General features: G+C 69.6%; 23 protein-coding genes and 1 other RNA gene. 10 read left to right on the top strand and 14 right to left on the bottom strand.

Going from position 1 to position 18,418, the window contains the following annotated elements; translation table 11 throughout:
- The 4 genes from NON00_RS13350 to NON00_RS13365 all read left to right on the top strand — a co-directional run.
- Window positions 1-751, top strand: a 751-nt coding sequence (locus NON00_RS13350; RefSeq protein WP_256021822.1) for a TIGR02186 family protein, incomplete at its 5' end; no start/stop codon positions are given.
- The gene (locus NON00_RS13355; RefSeq protein ID WP_256021825.1) at window positions 752-1,231 is read left to right on the top strand and encodes a universal stress protein; all 480 of its coding nucleotides are present in this window, start codon (window positions 752-754) and stop codon (window positions 1,229-1,231) included. It begins immediately after the preceding gene.
- A gap of 180 nt (window positions 1,232-1,411) precedes the next feature.
- On the top strand, window positions 1,412-1,975 hold the full coding sequence (locus NON00_RS13360) for a NifU family protein (RefSeq protein WP_256021827.1): 564 nt from the start codon (window positions 1,412-1,414) through the stop codon (window positions 1,973-1,975).
- 264 nt (window positions 1,976-2,239) lie between these two features.
- On the top strand, window positions 2,240-2,833 hold the full coding sequence (locus NON00_RS13365; RefSeq protein ID WP_256021828.1) for a malonic semialdehyde reductase: 594 nt from the start codon (window positions 2,240-2,242) through the stop codon (window positions 2,831-2,833).
- Between the two features lie 25 nt (window positions 2,834-2,858).
- Here the strand turns inward: NON00_RS13365 and hisA are convergent, their stop codons facing one another.
- Genes hisA through hisB form a run of 6 tightly spaced genes read right to left on the bottom strand, consistent with a single transcriptional unit; the run spans window position 2,859 to window position 5,996 of the window.
- Window positions 2,859-3,581, bottom strand: coding sequence for a 1-(5-phosphoribosyl)-5-[(5-phosphoribosylamino)methylideneamino]imidazole-4-carboxamide isomerase (gene hisA, locus NON00_RS13370; protein WP_256021830.1), 723 nt, complete (start codon window positions 3,579-3,581; stop codon window positions 2,859-2,861).
- 21 nt (window positions 3,582-3,602) lie between these two features.
- Window positions 3,603-3,776: a hypothetical protein gene (locus NON00_RS13375; RefSeq protein ID WP_256021832.1), complete on the bottom strand. Its 174-nt coding sequence runs from the start codon at window positions 3,774-3,776 to the stop codon at window positions 3,603-3,605.
- The gene (locus NON00_RS13380) at window positions 3,742-4,311 is read right to left on the bottom strand and encodes a GNAT family N-acetyltransferase (RefSeq protein WP_256021835.1); all 570 of its coding nucleotides are present in this window, start codon (window positions 4,309-4,311) and stop codon (window positions 3,742-3,744) included. Before NON00_RS13380 ends, NON00_RS13375 begins: the two co-directional genes overlap by 35 nt.
- Before the next feature lies 1 nt (window position 4,312).
- A complete protein-coding gene (gene hisH / locus NON00_RS13385; RefSeq protein ID WP_256021838.1) occupies window positions 4,313-4,966 on the bottom strand; it encodes an imidazole glycerol phosphate synthase subunit HisH in 654 nt (217 codons plus the stop codon).
- Complete coding sequence (locus tag NON00_RS13390; RefSeq protein ID WP_256021841.1) at window positions 4,963-5,391, bottom strand: DUF2628 domain-containing protein; 429 nt, start codon at window positions 5,389-5,391, stop codon at window positions 4,963-4,965. Before NON00_RS13390 ends, hisH begins: the two co-directional genes overlap by 4 nt.
- Window positions 5,391-5,996 (bottom strand): imidazoleglycerol-phosphate dehydratase HisB, encoded by a 606-nt coding sequence (gene hisB / locus NON00_RS13395; protein ID WP_256021844.1) that lies wholly within the window; start codon window positions 5,994-5,996, stop codon window positions 5,391-5,393. The genes NON00_RS13390 and hisB overlap by 1 nt, the downstream gene beginning before the upstream one ends.
- Before the next feature lie 284 nt (window positions 5,997-6,280).
- On the opposite strand from hisB, the gene NON00_RS13400 reads away from it, so the two are divergent.
- From NON00_RS13400 to NON00_RS13420, 5 genes are all read left to right on the top strand, one after another.
- Window positions 6,281-7,489, top strand: a complete 1,209-nt coding sequence (locus NON00_RS13400) for a PilZ domain-containing protein (RefSeq protein WP_256021847.1) — start codon at window positions 6,281-6,283, stop codon at window positions 7,487-7,489.
- 173 nt (window positions 7,490-7,662) lie between these two features.
- Complete coding sequence (hslV, locus tag NON00_RS13405) at window positions 7,663-8,217, top strand: ATP-dependent protease subunit HslV (protein WP_256021850.1); 555 nt, start codon at window positions 7,663-7,665, stop codon at window positions 8,215-8,217.
- Between the two features lie 3 nt (window positions 8,218-8,220).
- Entirely contained in the window at window positions 8,221-9,558 is a 1,338-nt protein-coding gene (hslU, locus tag NON00_RS13410; RefSeq protein ID WP_256021852.1) for an ATP-dependent protease ATPase subunit HslU, read from the top strand.
- A gap of 14 nt (window positions 9,559-9,572) precedes the next feature.
- Window positions 9,573-10,379 carry an EcsC family protein gene (locus NON00_RS13415; RefSeq protein ID WP_256021856.1) on the top strand — a complete coding sequence of 269 codons (807 nt, stop codon included), beginning with the start codon at window positions 9,573-9,575 and terminating at the stop codon, window positions 10,377-10,379.
- Window positions 10,380-10,466: 87 nt separating this feature from the next.
- On the top strand, window positions 10,467-10,862 hold the full coding sequence (locus NON00_RS13420; RefSeq protein WP_256021859.1) for a helix-turn-helix domain-containing protein: 396 nt from the start codon (window positions 10,467-10,469) through the stop codon (window positions 10,860-10,862).
- Between the two features lie 115 nt (window positions 10,863-10,977).
- Here the strand turns inward: NON00_RS13420 and recR are convergent, their stop codons facing one another.
- The 6 genes from recR to NON00_RS13450 all read right to left on the bottom strand — a co-directional run bounded on the left by recR (window position 10,978) and on the right by NON00_RS13450 (window position 16,811).
- Complete coding sequence (gene recR / locus NON00_RS13425) at window positions 10,978-11,580, bottom strand: recombination mediator RecR (RefSeq protein ID WP_256021862.1); 603 nt, start codon at window positions 11,578-11,580, stop codon at window positions 10,978-10,980.
- Between the two features lie 4 nt (window positions 11,581-11,584).
- Window positions 11,585-11,926 (bottom strand): YbaB/EbfC family nucleoid-associated protein, encoded by a 342-nt coding sequence (locus tag NON00_RS13430; protein ID WP_256021866.1) that lies wholly within the window; start codon window positions 11,924-11,926, stop codon window positions 11,585-11,587.
- A gap of 57 nt (window positions 11,927-11,983) precedes the next feature.
- Entirely contained in the window at window positions 11,984-13,900 is a 1,917-nt protein-coding gene (locus NON00_RS13435) for a DNA polymerase III subunit gamma/tau (RefSeq protein WP_256021871.1), read from the bottom strand.
- Window positions 13,901-13,946: 46 nt separating this feature from the next.
- Window positions 13,947-14,038, bottom strand: an RNA gene (gene ffs / locus NON00_RS13440) — signal recognition particle sRNA small type.
- A 203-nt stretch (window positions 14,039-14,241) separates the two neighbouring features.
- Window positions 14,242-16,176, bottom strand: a complete 1,935-nt coding sequence (gene acs / locus NON00_RS13445) for an acetate--CoA ligase (protein WP_256021874.1) — start codon at window positions 16,174-16,176, stop codon at window positions 14,242-14,244.
- A 284-nt stretch (window positions 16,177-16,460) separates the two neighbouring features.
- Window positions 16,461-16,811 (bottom strand): Rieske 2Fe-2S domain-containing protein, encoded by a 351-nt coding sequence (locus tag NON00_RS13450; RefSeq protein WP_256021877.1) that lies wholly within the window; start codon window positions 16,809-16,811, stop codon window positions 16,461-16,463.
- Between the two features lie 274 nt (window positions 16,812-17,085).
- Here NON00_RS13450 and NON00_RS13455 point away from each other — a divergent pair, with 274 nt between their 5' ends.
- On the top strand, window positions 17,086-17,520 hold the full coding sequence (locus NON00_RS13455; protein ID WP_256021881.1) for a hypothetical protein: 435 nt from the start codon (window positions 17,086-17,088) through the stop codon (window positions 17,518-17,520).
- Window positions 17,521-17,616: 96 nt separating this feature from the next.
- Here the strand turns inward: NON00_RS13455 and NON00_RS13460 are convergent, their stop codons facing one another.
- Both NON00_RS13460 and NON00_RS13465 read right to left on the bottom strand, forming a co-directional pair.
- The gene (locus tag NON00_RS13460) at window positions 17,617-18,030 is read right to left on the bottom strand and encodes an EVE domain-containing protein (protein ID WP_256021885.1); all 414 of its coding nucleotides are present in this window, start codon (window positions 18,028-18,030) and stop codon (window positions 17,617-17,619) included.
- Window positions 18,030-18,323: a YciI family protein gene (locus NON00_RS13465; protein ID WP_256021888.1), complete on the bottom strand. Its 294-nt coding sequence runs from the start codon at window positions 18,321-18,323 to the stop codon at window positions 18,030-18,032. Before NON00_RS13465 ends, NON00_RS13460 begins: the two co-directional genes overlap by 1 nt.
- Window positions 18,324-18,418: the final 95 nt, after the last annotated feature.

Below are 18,418 nucleotides of genomic sequence, written 5' to 3' on the forward strand. Positions count from 1 at the left end.
GCGCCGCGCCGCGCCCCCCCTGCCGCCACCCCCGCCCCCGCCGCCCGCCCCCGCCGCCCAGGCCCGCCCGCCCCTGGTCGCCGAGCTGTCGCAAAGCCGCGTCGCCATCACCACCGGCTTCAGCGGCACGGAGGTGCTGGTCTTCGGCGCCACCGAGCGCCTGCTGGGCGAGGATGGCGGCGACGATGTGCTGGTGGTGGCGCAGAACGCCGTGCCCGAGCCCATGGTGGTGCGCCGCAAGGTCCGCGTCCTCGGCTTCTGGATCAACGGCGCCTCGGCCCGCTTCCGCCAGGTGCCGGGCTTCTACCTCGTCACCGGCACGCGCCCGCTGCGCGAAATGCTCGACCTTGAGGAGCGGCGCGCCAAGCGGCTGGGGCTGGAATACCTGCCCCTCGCCTCCACCGGCGACCAGGAGCCGGAATTCCGCGCCGCCCTGATGCGGCTCAAGCAGCAGGCCGGCCTCTGGCACGAGGAGGACGAGCCCCTGCACATCGCCGGCGCCCGCCTCTTCCGCGCCCGCCTGCCGCTGCCCGCCACCGTCGGCACCGGGGATTACCGGGTGGAGGTGATGCTGGTGCGCGAGGGCCGCGTCGTCGCCCGCCAGGAACTAGGCTTCCGCGTCGAGCGCGTGGGGACCGCTGCCAGCATCGCCGATATCGCCCACGAACAGCCGGTGATATACGGCGCCGTCTGCATCCTGCTCGCCGCCTTCGCCGGGTGGCTCGGCAGCGTGCTGTTCCGGAGGGGATGAATGCCCGAAGCCGCCCGCCGCGACCGCGTCTTCCTGGTGGTGGTCGATGACAGCCCGGAGCGCCGCATCGCGCTGCGCTATGCCTGCCTGCGCGCCCGCAATGGCGGCGGCCGCGTCGCCCTGCTGCGCGTCATCGAATCCGAGGGCACGGTGGAATGGGCCGGCGTCGGCGCCCTGCTCCAGCAGGAACGGCGGGAGGATGCGGAAAAGCTGCTCTCCGCCCTCGCCGCCGAGGTGCAGGAGATCACCGGCGGCCTGCCCATCCTGCTGATCCGCGAGGGCAACCCGCGCGACGCCCTGCTCACCCTGCTGGAGGAGGACCCGCGCCTCTCCATCCTGATCCTGGCCACCGCCAGCAATGGCAGCGGGCCGGGGCCGCTGATCACCGCCCTCACCGGCCGCTACGCCCCGCGCCTGCGCGTGCCGCTCACCATCGTGCCCGGCAACCTCGACGATAAGGAACTCGACCGCGTCACCTGACGCGGGCCATGGATGCGGGCCGCGCGGGCGCTTGCACAGCGGGCCGGCATGGCCCACATCCGGTGCAGACGCCCGCGCAACGGGCCAGCCACGGGCCACACCACCGATTCCGCCCCGATGACCCGTCCCGGCGGAGGACGCGGCCCCGACCCAACGCCGAAGACGAAAAGCCGAAAACCCATGTTCATCGAGACGGAAGCGACGCCCAACCCCGCCACCCTGAAGTTCCTGCCCGGCCAGGACGTGATGGGCGCGCGTGGCACCGCCGACTTCACCAGCGCCGCCAGCGCCGCCCGCAGCCCGCTGGCCGAGCGCCTCTTCGCCCTCGACGGCGTGGCCCGCGTCTTCCTCGGCCATGACTTCGTCACCGTCACCAAGGCGGATGGCAGCGACTGGCAGGCCCTGAAACCCCAGGTGCTCGGCGCCATCATGGAGCACGCCATGGCCGGCCACCCCGTGGTGCTGGAGGCCGAGGGCGACGCCGCCCTGGAGGACAGCGACCCGGCCGATGCCGAGATCGTCGCGCAGATCAAGGAACTGCTCGACACCCGCGTCCGCCCCGCCGTGGCCGGCGATGGCGGCGACATCGTCTTCCGCGGCTTCCGCGATGGCATCGTCAAGCTGCACCTGCAGGGCGCCTGCTCCGGCTGCCCCTCCTCCCGCGCCACGCTCAAGCACGGCGTCGAGAACATGCTGCGCCACTACGTGCCGGAAGTGATGGCCGTCGAACAGGTGGATGCATAAAATACTGAATTAAATATCTTCTTTTTCTGAAGAAAAAGAAGCAAAAAGACTTTTTCAGTTGGCGTCCCGCCTCAGGCCTGAAGCGGGACACCAAACTGAAAAAAGTTTTTTGGTTCTTTTTTCCAAAAAAGAACACTCTTCCAAAAGAACACTCTTCGTTTTCTATCATTCACGCCATGAATGGCGAACATGGCGCCAAGGGGATTGGCATCGCCCACGGTTGCGGCAGAGTGGCGGCAACCTTATCGCCAGGAGCGAATCCCCATGGCCGACCCGATCGACAGCGCCGCCCTCGACACCCTGTTCCGCGAGGCCCGCACCCACAACAAGTGGCAGGACCGCCCGGTCTCCGACGAGACGCTGCGCGAGCTGTATGACCTGGTGAAGATGGCGCCCACCTCGGCCAATGCCAGCCCGGCGCGCTTCGTCTTCGTCCGCACCGCCGAGGGCAAGGAGAAGCTGCGCCCCGCCCTCTCCGCCGGCAACCTCGACAAGACCATGACGGCGCCGGTGACGGTGATCGTCGCCTGGGATGTCGCCTTCTACGAGAAGCTGCCGGAACTCTTCCCGCACGCCCCGGGCGCGAAGGACTGGTTCACCGGCTCCGCCGCCTTCGCCGAGGCCACCGCCTTCCGCAACTCCTCGCTGCAGGCGGCCTATCTGATCCTGGCGGCGCGCGCCCTCGGCCTCGATACCGGCCCGATGAGCGGCTACGACGCCGCCAAGCTGGACGCCGCCTTCTTCCCGGATGGCAAGTGGAAGTCCAACCTGCTGATCAACCTGGGCTATGGCGATGCCTCCGGCCTGTTCGGCCGCCTGCCGCGCCTGTCCTTCGAGGAGGCCGCCACCCTCGCCTGAGGGTGGCCCCGCCCGGCGCGCCGCGTTACTCCGCGGCGCGCAGCGCCTCCTCGGCCGTCAGGCGCCCGTCATAGAGCGCGCGGCCGATGATGGTGCCGGCCACGCTGCCAGTGGCCTTCAGCGCCACGATATCCGCCACCCCGGCCACCCCGCCGGAGGCGATGACCGGCGTGGAAAGCCGCCGCGCCAGCTCCGCCGTGGCCTCCACATTCACCCCGCCCAGCATGCCATCGCGGTCGATATCCGTGTGGATGATGGCCGCCGCCCCCGCATCCTCGAAGGAGAGGGCGAGATCGAGCGCCGAGACGGTGCTGACCTCCGCCCAGCCCTCGGTGGCCACCATGCCGTCCTTGGCATCGATGCCCACGGCGACGCGGCCGGGGAAGGCGCGGCAGGCGGCACGGGCGAAATCCGGGTTCTTCACCGCCGCCGAGCCGAGGATGACCCGCGCCACCCCGCGCGAGAGCCAGGCCTCCACCGTCGCCATGTCGCGGATGCCGCCGCCAAGCTGCACCGGGCGGCGCGTGCCGGCCAGGATGGCGGTGACGGCCTCGGCATTGGCGGGCTTGCCAGCGAAGGCGCCGTCCAGGTCCACCACATGCAGCCACGCAAAGCCGGCGGCGTCGAAGGCCGCGGCCTGGGCGCCGGGGTCCTCGGCATAGGTGGTGGCCTGATCCATGTCCCCGCGCCGGAGCCGGACAACCTTGCCGCCCTTGAGGTCAATGGCCGGATAGAGCGTGAAGACCATGAGATGTTCCGAGAAAGGTTTTCAAGATTCTTCTTTTTCTGAAGAAAAAGAAGCAAAAATACTTTCTTTCAGGCTGCCGCCGTCTCCCGGCACAGCGGGACGCCAGACTGGAAAAAGTTTTTTGGTTCTTTTTTTCAAAAAAGAACATTTCTTTCGGTGTTTAAGCCCCGGCCCGCATGTCGAGCGTCCGCCCATGCGGCGGTTCCAGCAGCTTGTAATAGTAATGCCCGGCGGTGGTCCTGCCCTTCACGCGGGCATAGGCCGGGTGGGTGCCCCAGCGCGTGTAGCCGAGGCTCTCGAACAGGGCGATGGCGGTGCTCTGCGTCTCGCGCACATCGAGGTTCAGCACGCGGTGGCCGAGGGCGGCGGCGCGCTCCTCGACGCGGCGGACCAGCAGGCGCGCCAGCCCATGCCCGCGCGCATAGGGCGCGATATAGGCATGGGTGAGCTGGGCGGCGAAGGCCTGGGCCTCGTTGTTGCGCGGCGGGCGGATGAGCTGGGCGGAGCCGACCGGGACGCCATCCAGCCGCGCCACGAACAGCTCGCAGGCCGGCACGAGGAGGACACCGCGGAAATGGCGCGTCAGCGCCTCCCGCCCCTGCGGCTCCAGCCAGCCGAAGCCGCCGCCCTCGATGATGGCGGCGTCCGTGGCCTCGCAGAGTTCGGCCAGTTCGGCCTCGTTCAGGCTTTCCGCCCGCTCGACCAGCAGGGCGTGTTCAGTGGTCGGCATGTCAGGGGCGCCAGGAGAGGAAGTTGGCCAGCATCCGCAGCCCGGTGAACTGGCTTTTCTCGACGTGGAACTGGGTGCCCACCCGGTTGTCCCGCCCGATGATGGCGACGACCGGGCCGCCATACTCGGTGGTGGCCAGGATCTGCTCCGGCCGGCCGCCGGCCAGGGCGTAGGAATGCACGAAATAGGCGTGGTCGCCGGGCTGGATGCCCTCCAGCAGCGGGTGCGCGCCCGGGCGGAAGTCGAGCGCGTTCCACCCCATCTGCGGCAGGGGCAGGGCCTCGCCGGCGGCATCGCGCGGGTCCATCGGCGCGATATCGCCCTCGATCCAGCCCAGGCCGGGGGTGATGCCATGCTCCAGCCCGCGCCCGGCCATCAGCTGCATGCCGACGCAGATGCCAAGGAAGGGGATGCCGCGGCGCTCCACCGCCTCGCACACCGCCTCGACCATGCCGGGCATGGCGTCGAGGCCGCGGCGGCAGGCGGCAAAGGCCCCCTGGCCGGGCATCACGATGCGGTCGGCGCGCGCCACGGCCTCGGCCTCGGTCTCCACCACGATCTCGGCGGAGAGGCCGGCATCCTGCGCCGCCCGGTGCAGGGCGCGCAGCACGGAGGCCAGGTTGCCCGAACCGGGATCGACGACGCTGACCTTCATGCCGGGGCTCCCAGGGGATGAGCAGAGGGGGGATGGGCGGGGGGGAATTCGAGCGCGGCCCAGCCGGGCCGGGCTTCCAGCGCGCGGCGCAGCGCCGCCTCGGCATCGCGCGCCAGGATGACGGCGGCGACAGGCCGGCCCTGCCGCGCCAGCGTCCAGCGCCGCAGATCCTGCGCCTGGAGGCCGAGCAGCAGATGCGCCGCCGCGAAGGCCCAGCCCAGCGCCGGGGCCGGCAGCAGCAGCGCCGCCAGCACGGCCAGCGCCAGATAGAGCACCAGCGCCAGCCACTGCCGGTGCCAGAGCAGCCACAGCCCGGGCAGCAGCGCGGCGGCGGGGGAAAAGCCCTCCGGCACCACCGCAAGGCCGGCGCGGCGCGCGCCCACGGCGGGCGGGGCAGCGGGCAGATGGAGGGTGAAGGCGCGCATCACGCCTCCAGCACGCCCTTGGTCGAGGGGATGCGGCCCTGGGCGCGCGGGTCGGGCTCCACCGCCGCGCGCAGGGCGCGGGCCACGGCCTTGAACACACCCTCCGCGATGTGGTGGGCGTTGGTGCCGGCGCGCTGGATGATGTGCAGCGTCAGCCCGGCATTCATGGCGAAGGCGCGGAAGAATTCCTCGAAGAGCTCGGTGTCCATCTCCCCCACCTTGTCGCGCGGGAAGGTGACGCTCCAGGCGAGGAAGGGGCGGCCGGAAATATCGATGGCGGCTTCCGCCAGGGCCTCGTCCATCGGCACCACGGCGTGGCCATAGCGGCGGATGCCGCGCTTCTCGCCCAGCGCGCGCTTCACCGCCTGGCCGAGCACGATGCCCACATCCTCGGTGGTGTGGTGGAAATCGATATGCAGGTCGCCCTTGGCCACCACGCGCAGGTCCAGCATGCCGTGGCGCGCCAGCGCCGTCAGCATGTGGTCGAGGAAGCCGATGCCGGTCTCGACATGGCTCTCCCCCTGGCCGTCAAGGTCAATCCGGAGGCGGATATCGGTCTCGCTGGTGGTGCGGGCGATCTCGGCGATGCGGGGCTGGGCGTCCATGCGGCTTACCTAGACCGGTCTCAGGGCCTTGCCCAGGGGCGATAGGGGGGGAGAGAGGGGCGGAGATGGACGCGGAGATGAGGGGCGCGGGAGCGCGAGCCCCGGCCCCCGCCCCACCCTTTTACCTCGCGTCAAGAATCGTGCTGCCAGGGTAGCGCGACCCAGCAACCTGGAACGCTGCGATGCCGGCCCCGCCGCGAGACGACATGCCCCAGACCTCTCCTGCCCTTTGCCGGGCTTCGCGTCGTGCCCGGGGTTCCGGGAAGGCCCCCAGGCTGGTTCTGGTGCTGTCGCTGCTGCTGGCCGGCATGGGGCAGGCCCTGGCCCAGGCCACGCCGCAGGGCACGGTTCCGCCCCCGGGCGCGGCCACCGCCCGCCCCCGGCCCACCACCTGGATGGCTTCCGACACCACGCGCCTGCTGCTGATGGAGGCGGAATCGGCCCTGCGGCTGGAAAGCGATGCGACGCTGGGCATTCTCCCCAGCGCCGCCGCGATGACGGAGGGCAGCCGCTTGGCCCTGTCGCAGCGCCGCGCCGAGGCGGATGCGGCGCTTTCCGCCCTGCTCGGCGCCGTGCAGGCGGAGGCCGCCGCCCACCCGGCCGGCGTGCCGGAGGGCCTTTCCGCCCGGCTGCAGCTGGTGCAGGCCGCGCAGCAGACCGTCACCGCCATGCGCAGCCGCATCGACGGCGCGGCACGGGGCGGGGTGGCGCCCAGCACGGTGGAATGGGACGAGGCCGTGGTGCGCCGCACGGAGGCGCTGCGCCAGCTGGCCCAGGCGATTTCCGGCTATCGCCCGCTGCCCTCGCCGCTCGCCGCGCCGCCGCCGCCCACGCGGACGGATGGCAACCAGGCCGAGGTCAGCATCGCCACCGCCGGCAAGTCCACCGGCCCGGCCAGCGGCGAGACCTCCGAGACCATCGGCAAGCGCGAGCTGGGCGAGAAGCAGCAGCGCCAGGAAAAGAAGGAAGCCAAGTCCGAAGAGGCGCTGCATTACGGCTTCTGGATCGCCAAGGGCGCCGCCGTCCTGGCGGTGGTGGTGCTGATCTGGCGCAACCGCCGGCGCGAGCGCACCGACAATGGCCGGCAGACGCGCCGCGTCCAGGTGGACATGCCCGTCAAGCTCGAAGGCCACCACATCGACCCCGACACGACGGCGCGCATCACCAACGTCTCCCTGGGTGGCGCCGCCCTGGTCGTGGAGGGCCTCCACCTGCGCAAGGGCAGCATCCTGACCATTGAATGCGGCATGCTCGGCACGGTGCAGGCGGAGACGGTGCATTCCGGCGGCGGGACGCTGCGTGTGCGCTTCCGCGACCTGAACAATGCCCAGGTGCTGACACTGGAGCGCCTGACCGCCCCGCCGCCGGAGGAGGCCGAGATGCCCAACCGCCGCCGTGGCCCGCGCCGCACCATCCCGGCCTTCGCCATCAACCCCGGCGCGCCCACCAGCGAGGAGACGCCCGCCCCCTCCCAGCAGGGAGCCAGCAGCTAATTTTTTTCTCAGGCTGCTTTTTTTCAGGCTGCCGCCGTCTCCCGGCACAGCGGGGCGCTGAACGGATAAAAGTTTTTTGGTTCTTTTTTTCAAAAAAGAACTTTTTTCCTCTCACCGCCCCTCGCTGACGCCCCCGCTTGTTGCGGCGCGAGCGCGGTGCCATCTGCTGGGCCATGAACGCTTCGTCTCATGATCCGATCGGCTGGCACGGCACCACCATCCTCTGCGTCCGCAAGGATGGGCAGGTGGCCATGGCCGGCGATGGCCAGGTCAGCCTCGGGCAGACCGTGGTGAAGGGCAATGCGCGCAAGGTGCGGCGCATCGCCAATGGCCGTGTGCTGGCCGGCTTCGCCGGCGCCACGGCGGATGCCTTCACGCTGCTGGAGCGGCTGGAGGCCAAGCTTGAGCGCTTCCCGGACCAGCTGGAGCGCGCCGCCGTCGAACTCGCCAAGGACTGGCGGACCGACCGCTACCTCCGCCGCCTGGAGGCGCTGCTGGCCGTCGCGGACAAGAGCCGCTCCCTCCTCATCACCGGCAATGGCGACGTGCTGGAGCCGGAGGACCAGATCATCGGCATCGGCTCAGGCGGCAATTACGCGCTGGCCTCGGCCCGCGCGCTGATCGACATCGATGGCCTCTCCGCCGAGGAGATCGCCAAGAAATCCATGACCATCGCGGCGGGCATCTGTGTCTACACCAATGGCCGCTTCGTGCTGGAGACGCTCTGAACCATGTCCGACAGCGTGACCGCCGAGACCGTCAACCTGTCCCCGCGCGAGATCGTCTCCGAGCTGGACCGCTTCATCGTCGGCCAGCATGAGGCGAAGCGCGCGGTCGCCATCGCCCTGCGCAACCGCTGGCGGCGCCAGCAGCTGCCCGAGGCGATGCGCGAGGAGGTGGTGCCCAAGAACATCCTGATGATCGGCCCCACCGGCTGCGGCAAGACGGAGATCGCCCGCCGCCTCGCCAGGCTGGCGGATGCGCCCTTCATCAAGGTCGAGGCGACGAAGTTCACCGAGGTCGGCTATGTCGGCCGCGACGTGGACAGCATCGTGCGCGACCTCATCGAGGTCTCCATCACCCGCACGCGCGACTCCGCGCGCAAGGCGGTGCAGGCCAAGGCGGAACTCGCCGCCGAGGAAAGGCTGGTCACCGCCCTGGTGGGCGAGGGCGCCTCGGGCGAGACGCGGATGAAGTTCCGCCGCATGCTGCGCGAGGGCCAGCTGGAGCAGAAGGAAGTCGAGGTCCAGGTGATGGAGCAGGGGCCCGCCCCCGGCGCCAGCATGGACATGCCCGGCATGCCGCCCGGCCAGATGGCCAACCTGCAGGAGATGATGGGCAAGATGTTCGGCCGCCCGCAGCGGTCGCGCAAGATGGCGGTGGCCGAGGCCCGCCGCGCCCTCACCCAGGACGAGGCCGACCGCCTGCTGGACCAGGAGAAGCTGACGCGCGACGCCATCGCCCATGCGGAGAATAACGGCATCGTCTTCGTCGATGAGATCGACAAGGTCTGTGCCCGCTCCAGCGAAAGCGGCTTCCGGGGCGGCGATGTCTCGCGCGAGGGCGTGCAGCGCGACCTGCTGCCGCTGATCGAGGGCACGACGGTGGCGACGAAGCATGGCCCGGTGAAGACGGACCATATCCTCTTCATCGCCTCAGGCGCCTTCCACATCGCCAAGCCCTCGGACCTGCTGCCGGAACTCCAGGGCCGCCTGCCGATCCGCGTCGAGCTGGGCGCGCTGACGCGGGATGATTTCCGCCGCATCCTGACCGAGCCGGAGCACTCCCTGGCGAAGCAGTATGTCGCCCTGCTCTCGACCGAGGGGGTGACGCTGGAGCTGACGGATGACGCCATCGAGGCAATCGCCGACCTCGCCGCGGATATCAATGCGCGGGTCGAGAATATCGGCGCCCGCCGCCTGGCGACCGTGCTGGAAAAGCTGCTGGAGGAGGTTTCTTTCAGCGCCAGCGACCGGCAGGGTGAAACGGTGCGGGTCGATGCGGCCTATGTGAAGGAGAAGGTGGCCCCGCTGGCCGCCAGCACCGACCTCAGCCGCTTCATCCTGTAAGGGAGCCCGCCGCCATGCCCGAGGCCCTGCCCGCCACCCTCCCCGCGCTGCTTCCCTTGCCCGCCGAAGCGGAGGCCGAACTGGCCGCGGCGCGGCGCGTGCTGGAGGACCCTTCGCTGGCGGCCAAGCTGGCGGCGATGGCGGGCACGCCGGTGGAGGCGCTGCGCCGCCGCCTGCCGGCCGCCGCCCAGGGCATGATCGACGCCGCCACGCGCAAGGCGCTGACCGCCGCGCTCAACGCCGCCATGCGCAGCGAGCCGGCGCGCAGCCTGCCGGGGATTTCCACCCACTGGCTGCATCGCGGGCTGGCGGCGGCGAGCGGCGCGGCGGGCGGCGCCTTCGGCCTGGCGGGGACGCTGGTGGAGTTGCCCATCTCCACCGCGCTGCTGCTGCGCCAGATCGCCGCCGAGGCCGCCGCCCAGGGGGAGGATACCAGCCTGCCCGAAACCGGGGCGGAGTGCCTGAAGGTCTTTGCCCTGGGTGGCCCGGGGGCGGCGGATGACGCGACGGAAACCGGCTATTTCGCCACCCGCCTCGCCCTGGCGCAGCTGCTGCCGACCATGGGGGCCTCGCTGCTGCCGGGCTTCATCAGCGCCATCGCCGCGCGTTTCGTGGCACCGCTGACGGTGAAGCTGGGCGCCCAGGCGGCGCCGCTGATCGGCGCGGCGGCGGGGGCGGCCATCAACCTCGCCTTCCTGGAGCATTTCCGGGGCGTCGGCCGCGCGCATTTCACCATCCGCCGGCTGGAACGGCAGTATGGCGAAGACGCCGTCCGCGCCGCTTATGGCATCCTGGAGGCGCGGGAGCGGCATGCGGCGTAAGGGGAATTTTTAAGAGTTCTTTTTTGAAAAAAAGAACCAAAAAACTTTTATCCGTTCATGCGCCACAAGCTGAGGCATGATCCTGTCATGGCCAAACGCAGCAACGATCAGCCAGAGGATAACGCCCTCCGCTTGGCGCAAGCCAGACGGCTCCGTATCCTCAGGGAATATCTGACACCGAAATCTGTCGATGCGGCAAGAGCGGCCGGCATGACAGCAAGCGCCTACAGCCGCATGGAGACTGGGCAATCAGAGATTAAGGGCGTCGCACTGGCAAGGATATGCCAGCACTACGCCGTGACTTGCGATTATGTTTTGACAGGTGAGATCAAAGGCTTGCCGTCCGATCTGATCCGCCGGGTACTAGAACTGGAAGCAAAAACTCCCCAGGCCACCGCATCGACTCAATCCGATCATCCTTCGCCGCCACCAAGGGGCAGAGGCCGACCGCCGGGCCGTAGCGGCAAGAGCGCCGTGGCCTGAGGTATCAGCGTCCCGCTGTGCCGGGAGACGGCGGCAGCCTGGAAAAGTCTTTTTGCTTCTTTTTCTTCAGAAAAAGAAGATTTTCTATCTGATAAAAATTTTTTATTCCGATGCCTTAAACAGGCCGGCGTGCCTTGAGCGCCGCCGCCAGGGTGCCGTCATCCATCACATCCAGCGCGCCGCCCATGGGCACGCCCTGGGCGAGGCGGGTGACGGTGACGCCGGAGGGGCGCAGCCTGTCCGTCAGGTAATGCGCCGTGGTGGCGCCATCGACCGTGGCGGGCAGGGCCAGGATCACCTCGCGGATCTCCCCGGCGGCGACCCGCTCCAGCAGCCCGGCGACGCGCAGATCCTCCGGCCCCACCCCGGCCAGGGCGGAGAGCACACCGCCCAGCACATGGTAGAGGCCGCGATGCACATGGGCGCGCTCCAGCGCCCAGAGGTCGGACACACCCTCGACCACGCAGACCACCTCCTGATCCCGCGCAGGGTCGGTGCAGAGGCGGCAGGGGTCCTGCGTGTCGAGATTGCCGCAGAGGCGGCAGGGGCGGACGGCCTCGGCCGTCTCGTGCAGGGCCTGGGCGAGGGGCAGCATCAGCCCGCCCGGGTCCTGCAACAGCTTGAGCGCGGCCCGGCGGGCGCTGCGCCGGCCGAGGCCGGGCAGGCGCGCCAGAAGGGCCACCAGGCGCTCCACCTGGTCCGGGCCGCGCAGGCTCATCGGCTCAGAAGGGCAGCTTGAAGCCGCCGAGGCCACCGCCCAGGCCGGGGATGTTCAGGCCGGAGGTGGCCTTCTGCATCTCCTCGGCCATCATCGCCTCCACCTTCGCCTTGGCGTCGGCATGGGCGGCGATGATCAGGTCCTCCAGGACCTCGCGCTCATCGGCGGCCATCAGGCTGGGGTCGATGGCGAGGCGCTTGAGGTCGCCCTTGCCGGAGAGCGTCACCTTGACCATGCCGGCGCCGGCGGCGCCCTCGACGGTCAGGCTGTCCAGCTTGGCCTGCATCTCCTGCATCTTGGCCTGCATCTGCTGGGCCTGCTTCATCATCGCGCCGAGATTCTTCATGGGTTCTCCCCCAAAAGGCTCATGGAAACAGGGAGGACCGCGGCGGGCGCCACGGCCTCAGAAATCGTCCAGATCCGCCGGCTCCGCATCGGGCGGGGCGAATTCGGGGCCGTCGAAGCCGTCTTCCGGCTCGGGCACCGGGGGCAGGCCGTAATCATCCAGCGTCTCGTCCCGCAGCGCCTCCACCTGGGCGCCGGGGAAGGCGAGCAGGATGGCCTGCACCATCGGGTGGGCCCTGGCGATTTCCAGCCGCTCGCTGGCGATATGGCTGCGCTGCTGGGCCAGGGTCGGCTCGCCCTCGGCATTGGAGAGGCTGATGGTCCAGCGGCTGCCGGTCTGCTCGGCCAGCAGGGTGGAAAGCTGCCCGGCGAGGTCGCGCGGCGCATGCGCCGTCTGGCGGAACTCGATGCGGCCGGGGGCGAAGGCCACCAGATGCACGCTGTGCAGCAGATGCGCGTGCAGCATGGGGGCGCGGCCGGAGGCCAGGGCCACGACCTCGCGGAAACTGCGCGGCTGCGGCAGGGCGGCCGGGGCGGGCGCGGCCATCACCGCGCCGCCGCCGCCCATGGCGCTGCGGAAGCCGGCGCCGCCGCCGCCCGCGCCACCACCCCCCCCCTGGGGAGCGGGCGCGGCGGGCTGGGGCAGGCTGGCGCCGCCCTCGGTCAGGCGCTTCACGAGGTCGCCCGGCGTCGGCAGCTCGGCCAGGTGGGCGAGGCGGATCAGCACCATCTCGGCCGCCGCGCGGCGGTCCGGCGCCTCGGCCACCTCGGAAATGCCCTTCAGCAGCACCTGCCAGGCGCGGCCGAGCACGGGGATGCTGAGCTTCTCCGCCAGGGCGACGCCGCGCACCCGCTCCTGTTCCGGCAGGGAGGGGTCCTGGCGCAGGGCGGGCACGGCGCGCAGGCGCGTCAGGGTGTGGGTGAGTTCCAGCAGGTCCGCCAGCACCACGCCGGGGTCCGCGCCGCGCTCATGCCCGGCATCCATGGCGGCCAGCACCGCCGGGATATCGCCGCGGAAGGCGGCTTCCAGCAGGTCGAAGAGCAGGGAGCGGTCGGCGAGGCCGAGCATGTCCCGCACCAGGGTGGCCTGCACCCCCTCCGGGCTGCCGGCGGCCTGGGCGATGGCCTGATCGAGCAGGGAGAGCCCGTCGCGCACCGAGCCATCCGCCGCGCGGGCGATCATGGCCAGGGCGGCCTCGGAGGCGGCCACGCCTTCCTGCTCCGCGATGCGGGTGAAATGGGCGCGCAGCACCTCCTGCGGCACGCGCTTGAGGTCGAAGCGCTGGCAGCGGGAGAGGATGGTGGCCGGGACCCGGCGGATCTCGGTGGTGGCGAAGAGGAACTTCACCTGCGGCGGCGGCTCTTCCAGCGTCTTCAGCAGCGCGTTGAAGGCCGCCGTGGAGAGCATGTGCACTTCGTCGAGGATATAGACCTTGAAACGCGCCCGCGCCGGGCGGTAGCGCACGGCCTCGCGCAGTTCACGGATATTGTCCACGCCGTTGTTCGAGGCGGCGTCGAGTTCCAGCACATCCGGGTGGCGGTCGGCCAGGATGGCCTGGCATTCGGCGCAGACGCCGCAGGGGTCGGCGGTGGGGCCGCCCTGGCCATCCGGCCCGACGCAGTTGAGCGCGCGGGCGATGATGCGGGCCGTGGTGGTCTTGCCCACGCCGCGCACGCCGGTGAGCATGAAGGCATGGGCCACGCGGTTCTGCGCGAAAGCGTTTCTCAGTGTCCGCACCAGCGCGTCCTGGCCGATCAGGTCGGCGAAGCTCTGCGGGCGGTATTTGCGGGCGAGGACGCGGTAGGGCGTGGCCGGTGCGTCCGGGGCTGGCACCGGGGCCGGGGCGGCGGCCACAGGCGCGGCCTCCTCGCCGAAGAGGCCGGGCCCCTCGGGGGGTGGCGGATCGCCAAAGAGGCCGGGGCCTTCGGGCGGCGGCGGCTGGTCGAGCGGATCGGGGAAGATATCGCTGGGCATGCTCGCGGCGGATCCGGCACGGCCCGCGCGGGCCAGGACATCGGTGGAAGATCAGCGGAACGACCCAGACGGGAACTCGCTGCGGCTGCTTCCTTCCGGACCTGACCGGGTTGGCAAGGCGCCTGTCCGCCACTGACCTTCCGGGGGCATCATATCATGCCGCCCCCCCGGCACCACAACCCCCCTTTTTTTCAGGCTGCCGCGCCCTTGTGTGAAAGCGGGCCGCCCGACTGAACCGGGGGAAGCCGCCCAAAGTGCCGCGGCCCGCTGTGCCGGCGGGGCGCGGCAGCCTGACAGAAAAAAGAAGGGGGCCTGGGGGAATTCATTCCCCCAGGTTTTTTTCACCCCACCCGATTTTCAATCAGTTCCTGCACCACGGTGGGGTCGGCCAGGGTCGAGGTATCTCCCAGGCTATCCGTTTCATTGGCGGCGATTTTGCGCAGGATGCGGCGCATGATCTTGCCGGAGCGGGTCTTGGGCAGGCCGGGGGCCCACTGGATGGCGTCCGGGCTGGCGATCGGGCCGATTTCCTTGCGCACCCAGGCCACCAGTTCCTTCTTCAGGGCGTCGGTGGGGTCCTCGCCCGTCTTGAGGGTGACGTAGCAGTAGATGCCCTGCCCCTTCAGCTCATGCGGCATGCCGACCACGGCGGCTTCCGCCACCTTGGGGTGGGCGACCAGGGCGCTTTCGATCTCGGCCGTGCCCATGCGGTGGCCGGAGACGTTCAGCACGTCATCGACGCGGCCGGTGATCCAGTAATAGCCATCCTCGTCCCGCCGGGCGCCGTCGCCGGAGAAGTACTTGCCCGGGAAGGTCGAGAAATAGGTCTGGATGAAGCGCTCATGGTCGCGGAAGACGGTGCGCATCTGCCCCGGCCAGCTGTCGAGGATGACGAGGTTGCCTTCCGTCGCGCCCTCCAGGATGGTGCCGTCATTGTCCACCAGGGCGGGCTGCACGCCCGGCAGCGGCAGGGTGGCCGAACCGGGCTTCTGCGCCACCGCGCCCGGCAGGGGGGAGATGAGGATGCCGCCCGTCTCCGTCTGCCACCAGGTGTCGACGATGGGGCAGCGCTCATCCCCCACCACGCGGTAGTACCAGAGCCAGGCTTCCGGGTTGATCGGCTCGCCCACACTGCCGAGGACGCGGAGCGACTGGCGGGACCACTTCTTCACCGGCGCCTCGCCCTCGCGCATCAGGCTGCGGATGGCGGTGGGGGCGGTGTAGAAGATGTTGACCTGATGCTTGTCCACCACCTGCCAGCAGCGGTCCACGCCCGGCCAGTTGGGCACGCCCTCGAACATCAGCGTGGTGGCGCCGTTCGCCAGCGGGCCATAGACGATGTAGGTGTGGCCGGTGACCCAGCCGACATCCGCCGTGCACCAATAGATCTCGCCCGGGCGGTAGTCGAAGACTAGCTCATGCGTGAAGCTGGCCCAGACCATGTAGCCGCCGGTGGTGTGCAGCACGCCCTTCGGCTTGCCGGTGGAGCCGGAGGTGTAGAGGATGAAGAGCGGGTCCTCCGCGTTCATCGGCTCCGGCGGGCATTCCGGCGCGGCGGCGGCGACCAGCTCGTGGTACCAGTGGTCGCGCCCCGGCTGCATCGGCACCTCGCCGCCGGTGTTCTTCACGACGATGACGTTCCGCACCGTCGGGCAGGTCTTCAGCGCCTCGTCCGCATTGGTCTTGAGCGGCACCTTGCGGCCGCCGCGGCGGCCCTCATCGGCGGTGATGACCAGGGTGCTGTCGCAGTCCTGCACGCGGCTGGCCAGGCTGTCCGGGCTGAAGCCGCCGAAGACGATGGAATGCACCGCGCCGATGCGGGCGCAGGCCAGCATGGCCACCGCCGCCTCGACGATCATCGGCAGGTAGATGCTGACGCGGTCGCCCTTCCGCACGCCCAGGGCCTTCATGGCGTTGGCCATGCGGCAGACGCGCTCATAGAGGTCGCGATAGGTGACCTTGGCGTCGCTGTTCGGGTCGTCGCCTTCCCAGATGATGGCGGTCTGGTCGCCGCGCGCCGCCAGGTGGCGGTCCAGGCAGGAGACGGAGGCGTTCAGCACCCCGTCCTCGAACCACTTGATGGAGACATCGCCGGAGAAGCTGGTGTTCTTGATTTTCGTCGGCGACGTCATCCAGGCGATGCGGCGGGATTCGTCGCGCCAGAAGGCTTCCGGGTCGCGCAGCGCCTCGGCGCTCATGGTGCGGTGGTGTGCGGCATCCACGCGGGCGCCCTGGGCCAGTTCGGGCTTCACCGCGATCAGCGCGTCATCGGGCATCGTTCATTCCTCCCCGCGATGGCAGCCGCCGGTTGAGGCGGCGCTTGCGTGTTTCCCGCCTATTGGGACAATTCGCCTTGATCCTCGTCAAGTGCTGCGAGGGGGTAAGCGGTTCTCTTTGCGGTCATCCAGGCGCGGGGAGGGGGAGAGAGTTCTTTTTTGGAAAAAAGAACCAAAAAACTTTTTTCAGTCAGGCGTCCCGCTATGCCGGGAGACAGCGGCAGCCTGGAAAAAAGTCTTTTGCTTCTTTTCTTCAGAAAAGAAGGCTTTCTTGAAATAAAATTTCAAGAACCCGCATCGGCGGGAACCCAGACCATGCCCGCTGCATCGATGCGCGCCGGCACAGCCTCCAGCGCATCCCCGGCGCAGGGGCCGGAGAGGCAGAACCCATCTTCGATGCGGAAGCGCGCGCCATGGACAGCGCAGACGATGTGCCGGCCCGGTCCGTCCAGAAAGCGGTCCGGCACGATCTCCAGCGGCACGCCGACATGGGGGCAGGAATTGACATAGACCTGCACCGCCTCCCCTTGCCGGACGGCGAAAAGGCCGATGAAGCTGCCCGGCACGCCGGGGAAGCCGCGGGACTGGCCGTCGGGGATATCGTCGCGGTGGCACAGCGGCCGTTCATCGCTCATGCGGCAGGATCCTGTCCGGCACCGCCACGCTTCCGCCGCGCGGCGCCTGTGTGGTGGCATCTGTGATGGACCCGGCATCGCCTGAAGGAGACGCGGCGTGCAAGCCCCCTTCTCCTGGCCCTGCTGGCGGCACCGTCCCAGGCGCTGATGCTGGTGTCTGGTTAACGCTTTAACCATCCCTTGGCGCCAGCATGGGGGGGTGAACACGGGCCCAGCGAACACGGGCCCAGCGAACACGGGCCCAGCGAACAGCCCGCGGGAAGGAAGAACACAGATGCGGCTTCGGGCAACCCTGCCGGGCCTGATGATGCTCGGGGTGGCGGTGGTGATGGCGGGCGCCGCGCGGGCGCAGGTCATGCCGGAATACGACGCCTATGGCCGCTACATGGGCCGCACCGAGCAGAATGGCGACATGCAGCGCCATTTCGATGCCTATGGGCGCTATCAGGGCTCCTCGGAACGCTCCGGCAGCGGCACCGTCCTGCGCCGCTACGATGCCGAAGGGCGCTATCTGGGGCGCGAGGATATCCCGCGCGACCCGCGCCAGCAGGCCCAGCCCTACCCCTACCCGCCGCCTTACCGGCCGCCCGGCGTGCAACTCTACGTCGACCCCAGCCAGCTTCTCGCCAACCCGCCACCGCCCATGCCGGAACCGCAGATGCGCAACAACACGCCCTGGTTCGGCGATAAGGAACGGAACAGAAGGTAATCGGAGAATCTTCTTTTTCTGAAGAAAAAGAAGCAAAAAGACTCTGCCGGTTTGGCGTCCCGCCCAGAGCCACAGGCGGGACGCCGCCGGAAAAGACTATTCCGCCAGGCCGCCCATGCGGCACAGCAAGGCCCAGTGCTCCGCGGAAACCGGCATCACCGAGAGGCGGGACTGGCGGATCAACCCGATCTCCGACAGCTCCGGCGTGGCCTTGATCTCGGCCAGCGTCACCGGCCGCGGCATCGGGGCCAGGGCGCGCATATCCACGCAGGCCCAGCGGCCACTCTCCTCCGTCGGGTCGGGATAGGACTCCCGCGCCACCTCCACCACGCCGACAATCTCCTTGCCGATGTTGGAGTGGTAGAAGAAGGCGCGGTCACCCAGCCGCATGGCGCGCAGGTTCTTCGCCGCCTGCGCGTTGCGCACACCGGTCCAGGGCTCGACGCCATTCGCCACCTGCTGCTGCCAGGAGAAGGCGTCCGGCTCGCTCTTGACCAGCCAGAAAGCCATCAGCCGAGCCGCTTGCCGCCGGCATAGACCTGCCGGAAGGGCCGCACCGTCACCTTGGCGAAGAGCCCGGCCTTGGCATAGGGGTCCTCCGCCGCGAAGGCCTCGGCCGCCGCCTGGTCCGGCAGATCCACCAGCAGCACGCTGCCGCAGGGCTTGCCCTCGGCATCCAGGATCGGGCCAGCCTGGACCAGCGCCTCCACCTTGCTGTCCAGGTAGTCCAGATGGGTCGGGCGGGTGGCGAGGCGCAGTTCCAGCGCGGCCGGCTTGTCCTCGCAGAGAATGGCGAACAGCATCGGGGAATCCCTCCTGGTCGGCTGCCGGGGCGGCGCCGCTCCCGCCATGACGTAACCGGGTGCGGGGATGGCTTCAATCCGGCGCCATCAACGCC

The sequence above is a fragment of the Roseomonas sp. GC11 genome (assembly GCF_024437745.1).
Taxonomy (GTDB): Bacteria; Pseudomonadota; Alphaproteobacteria; order Acetobacterales; family Acetobacteraceae; genus Pseudoroseomonas.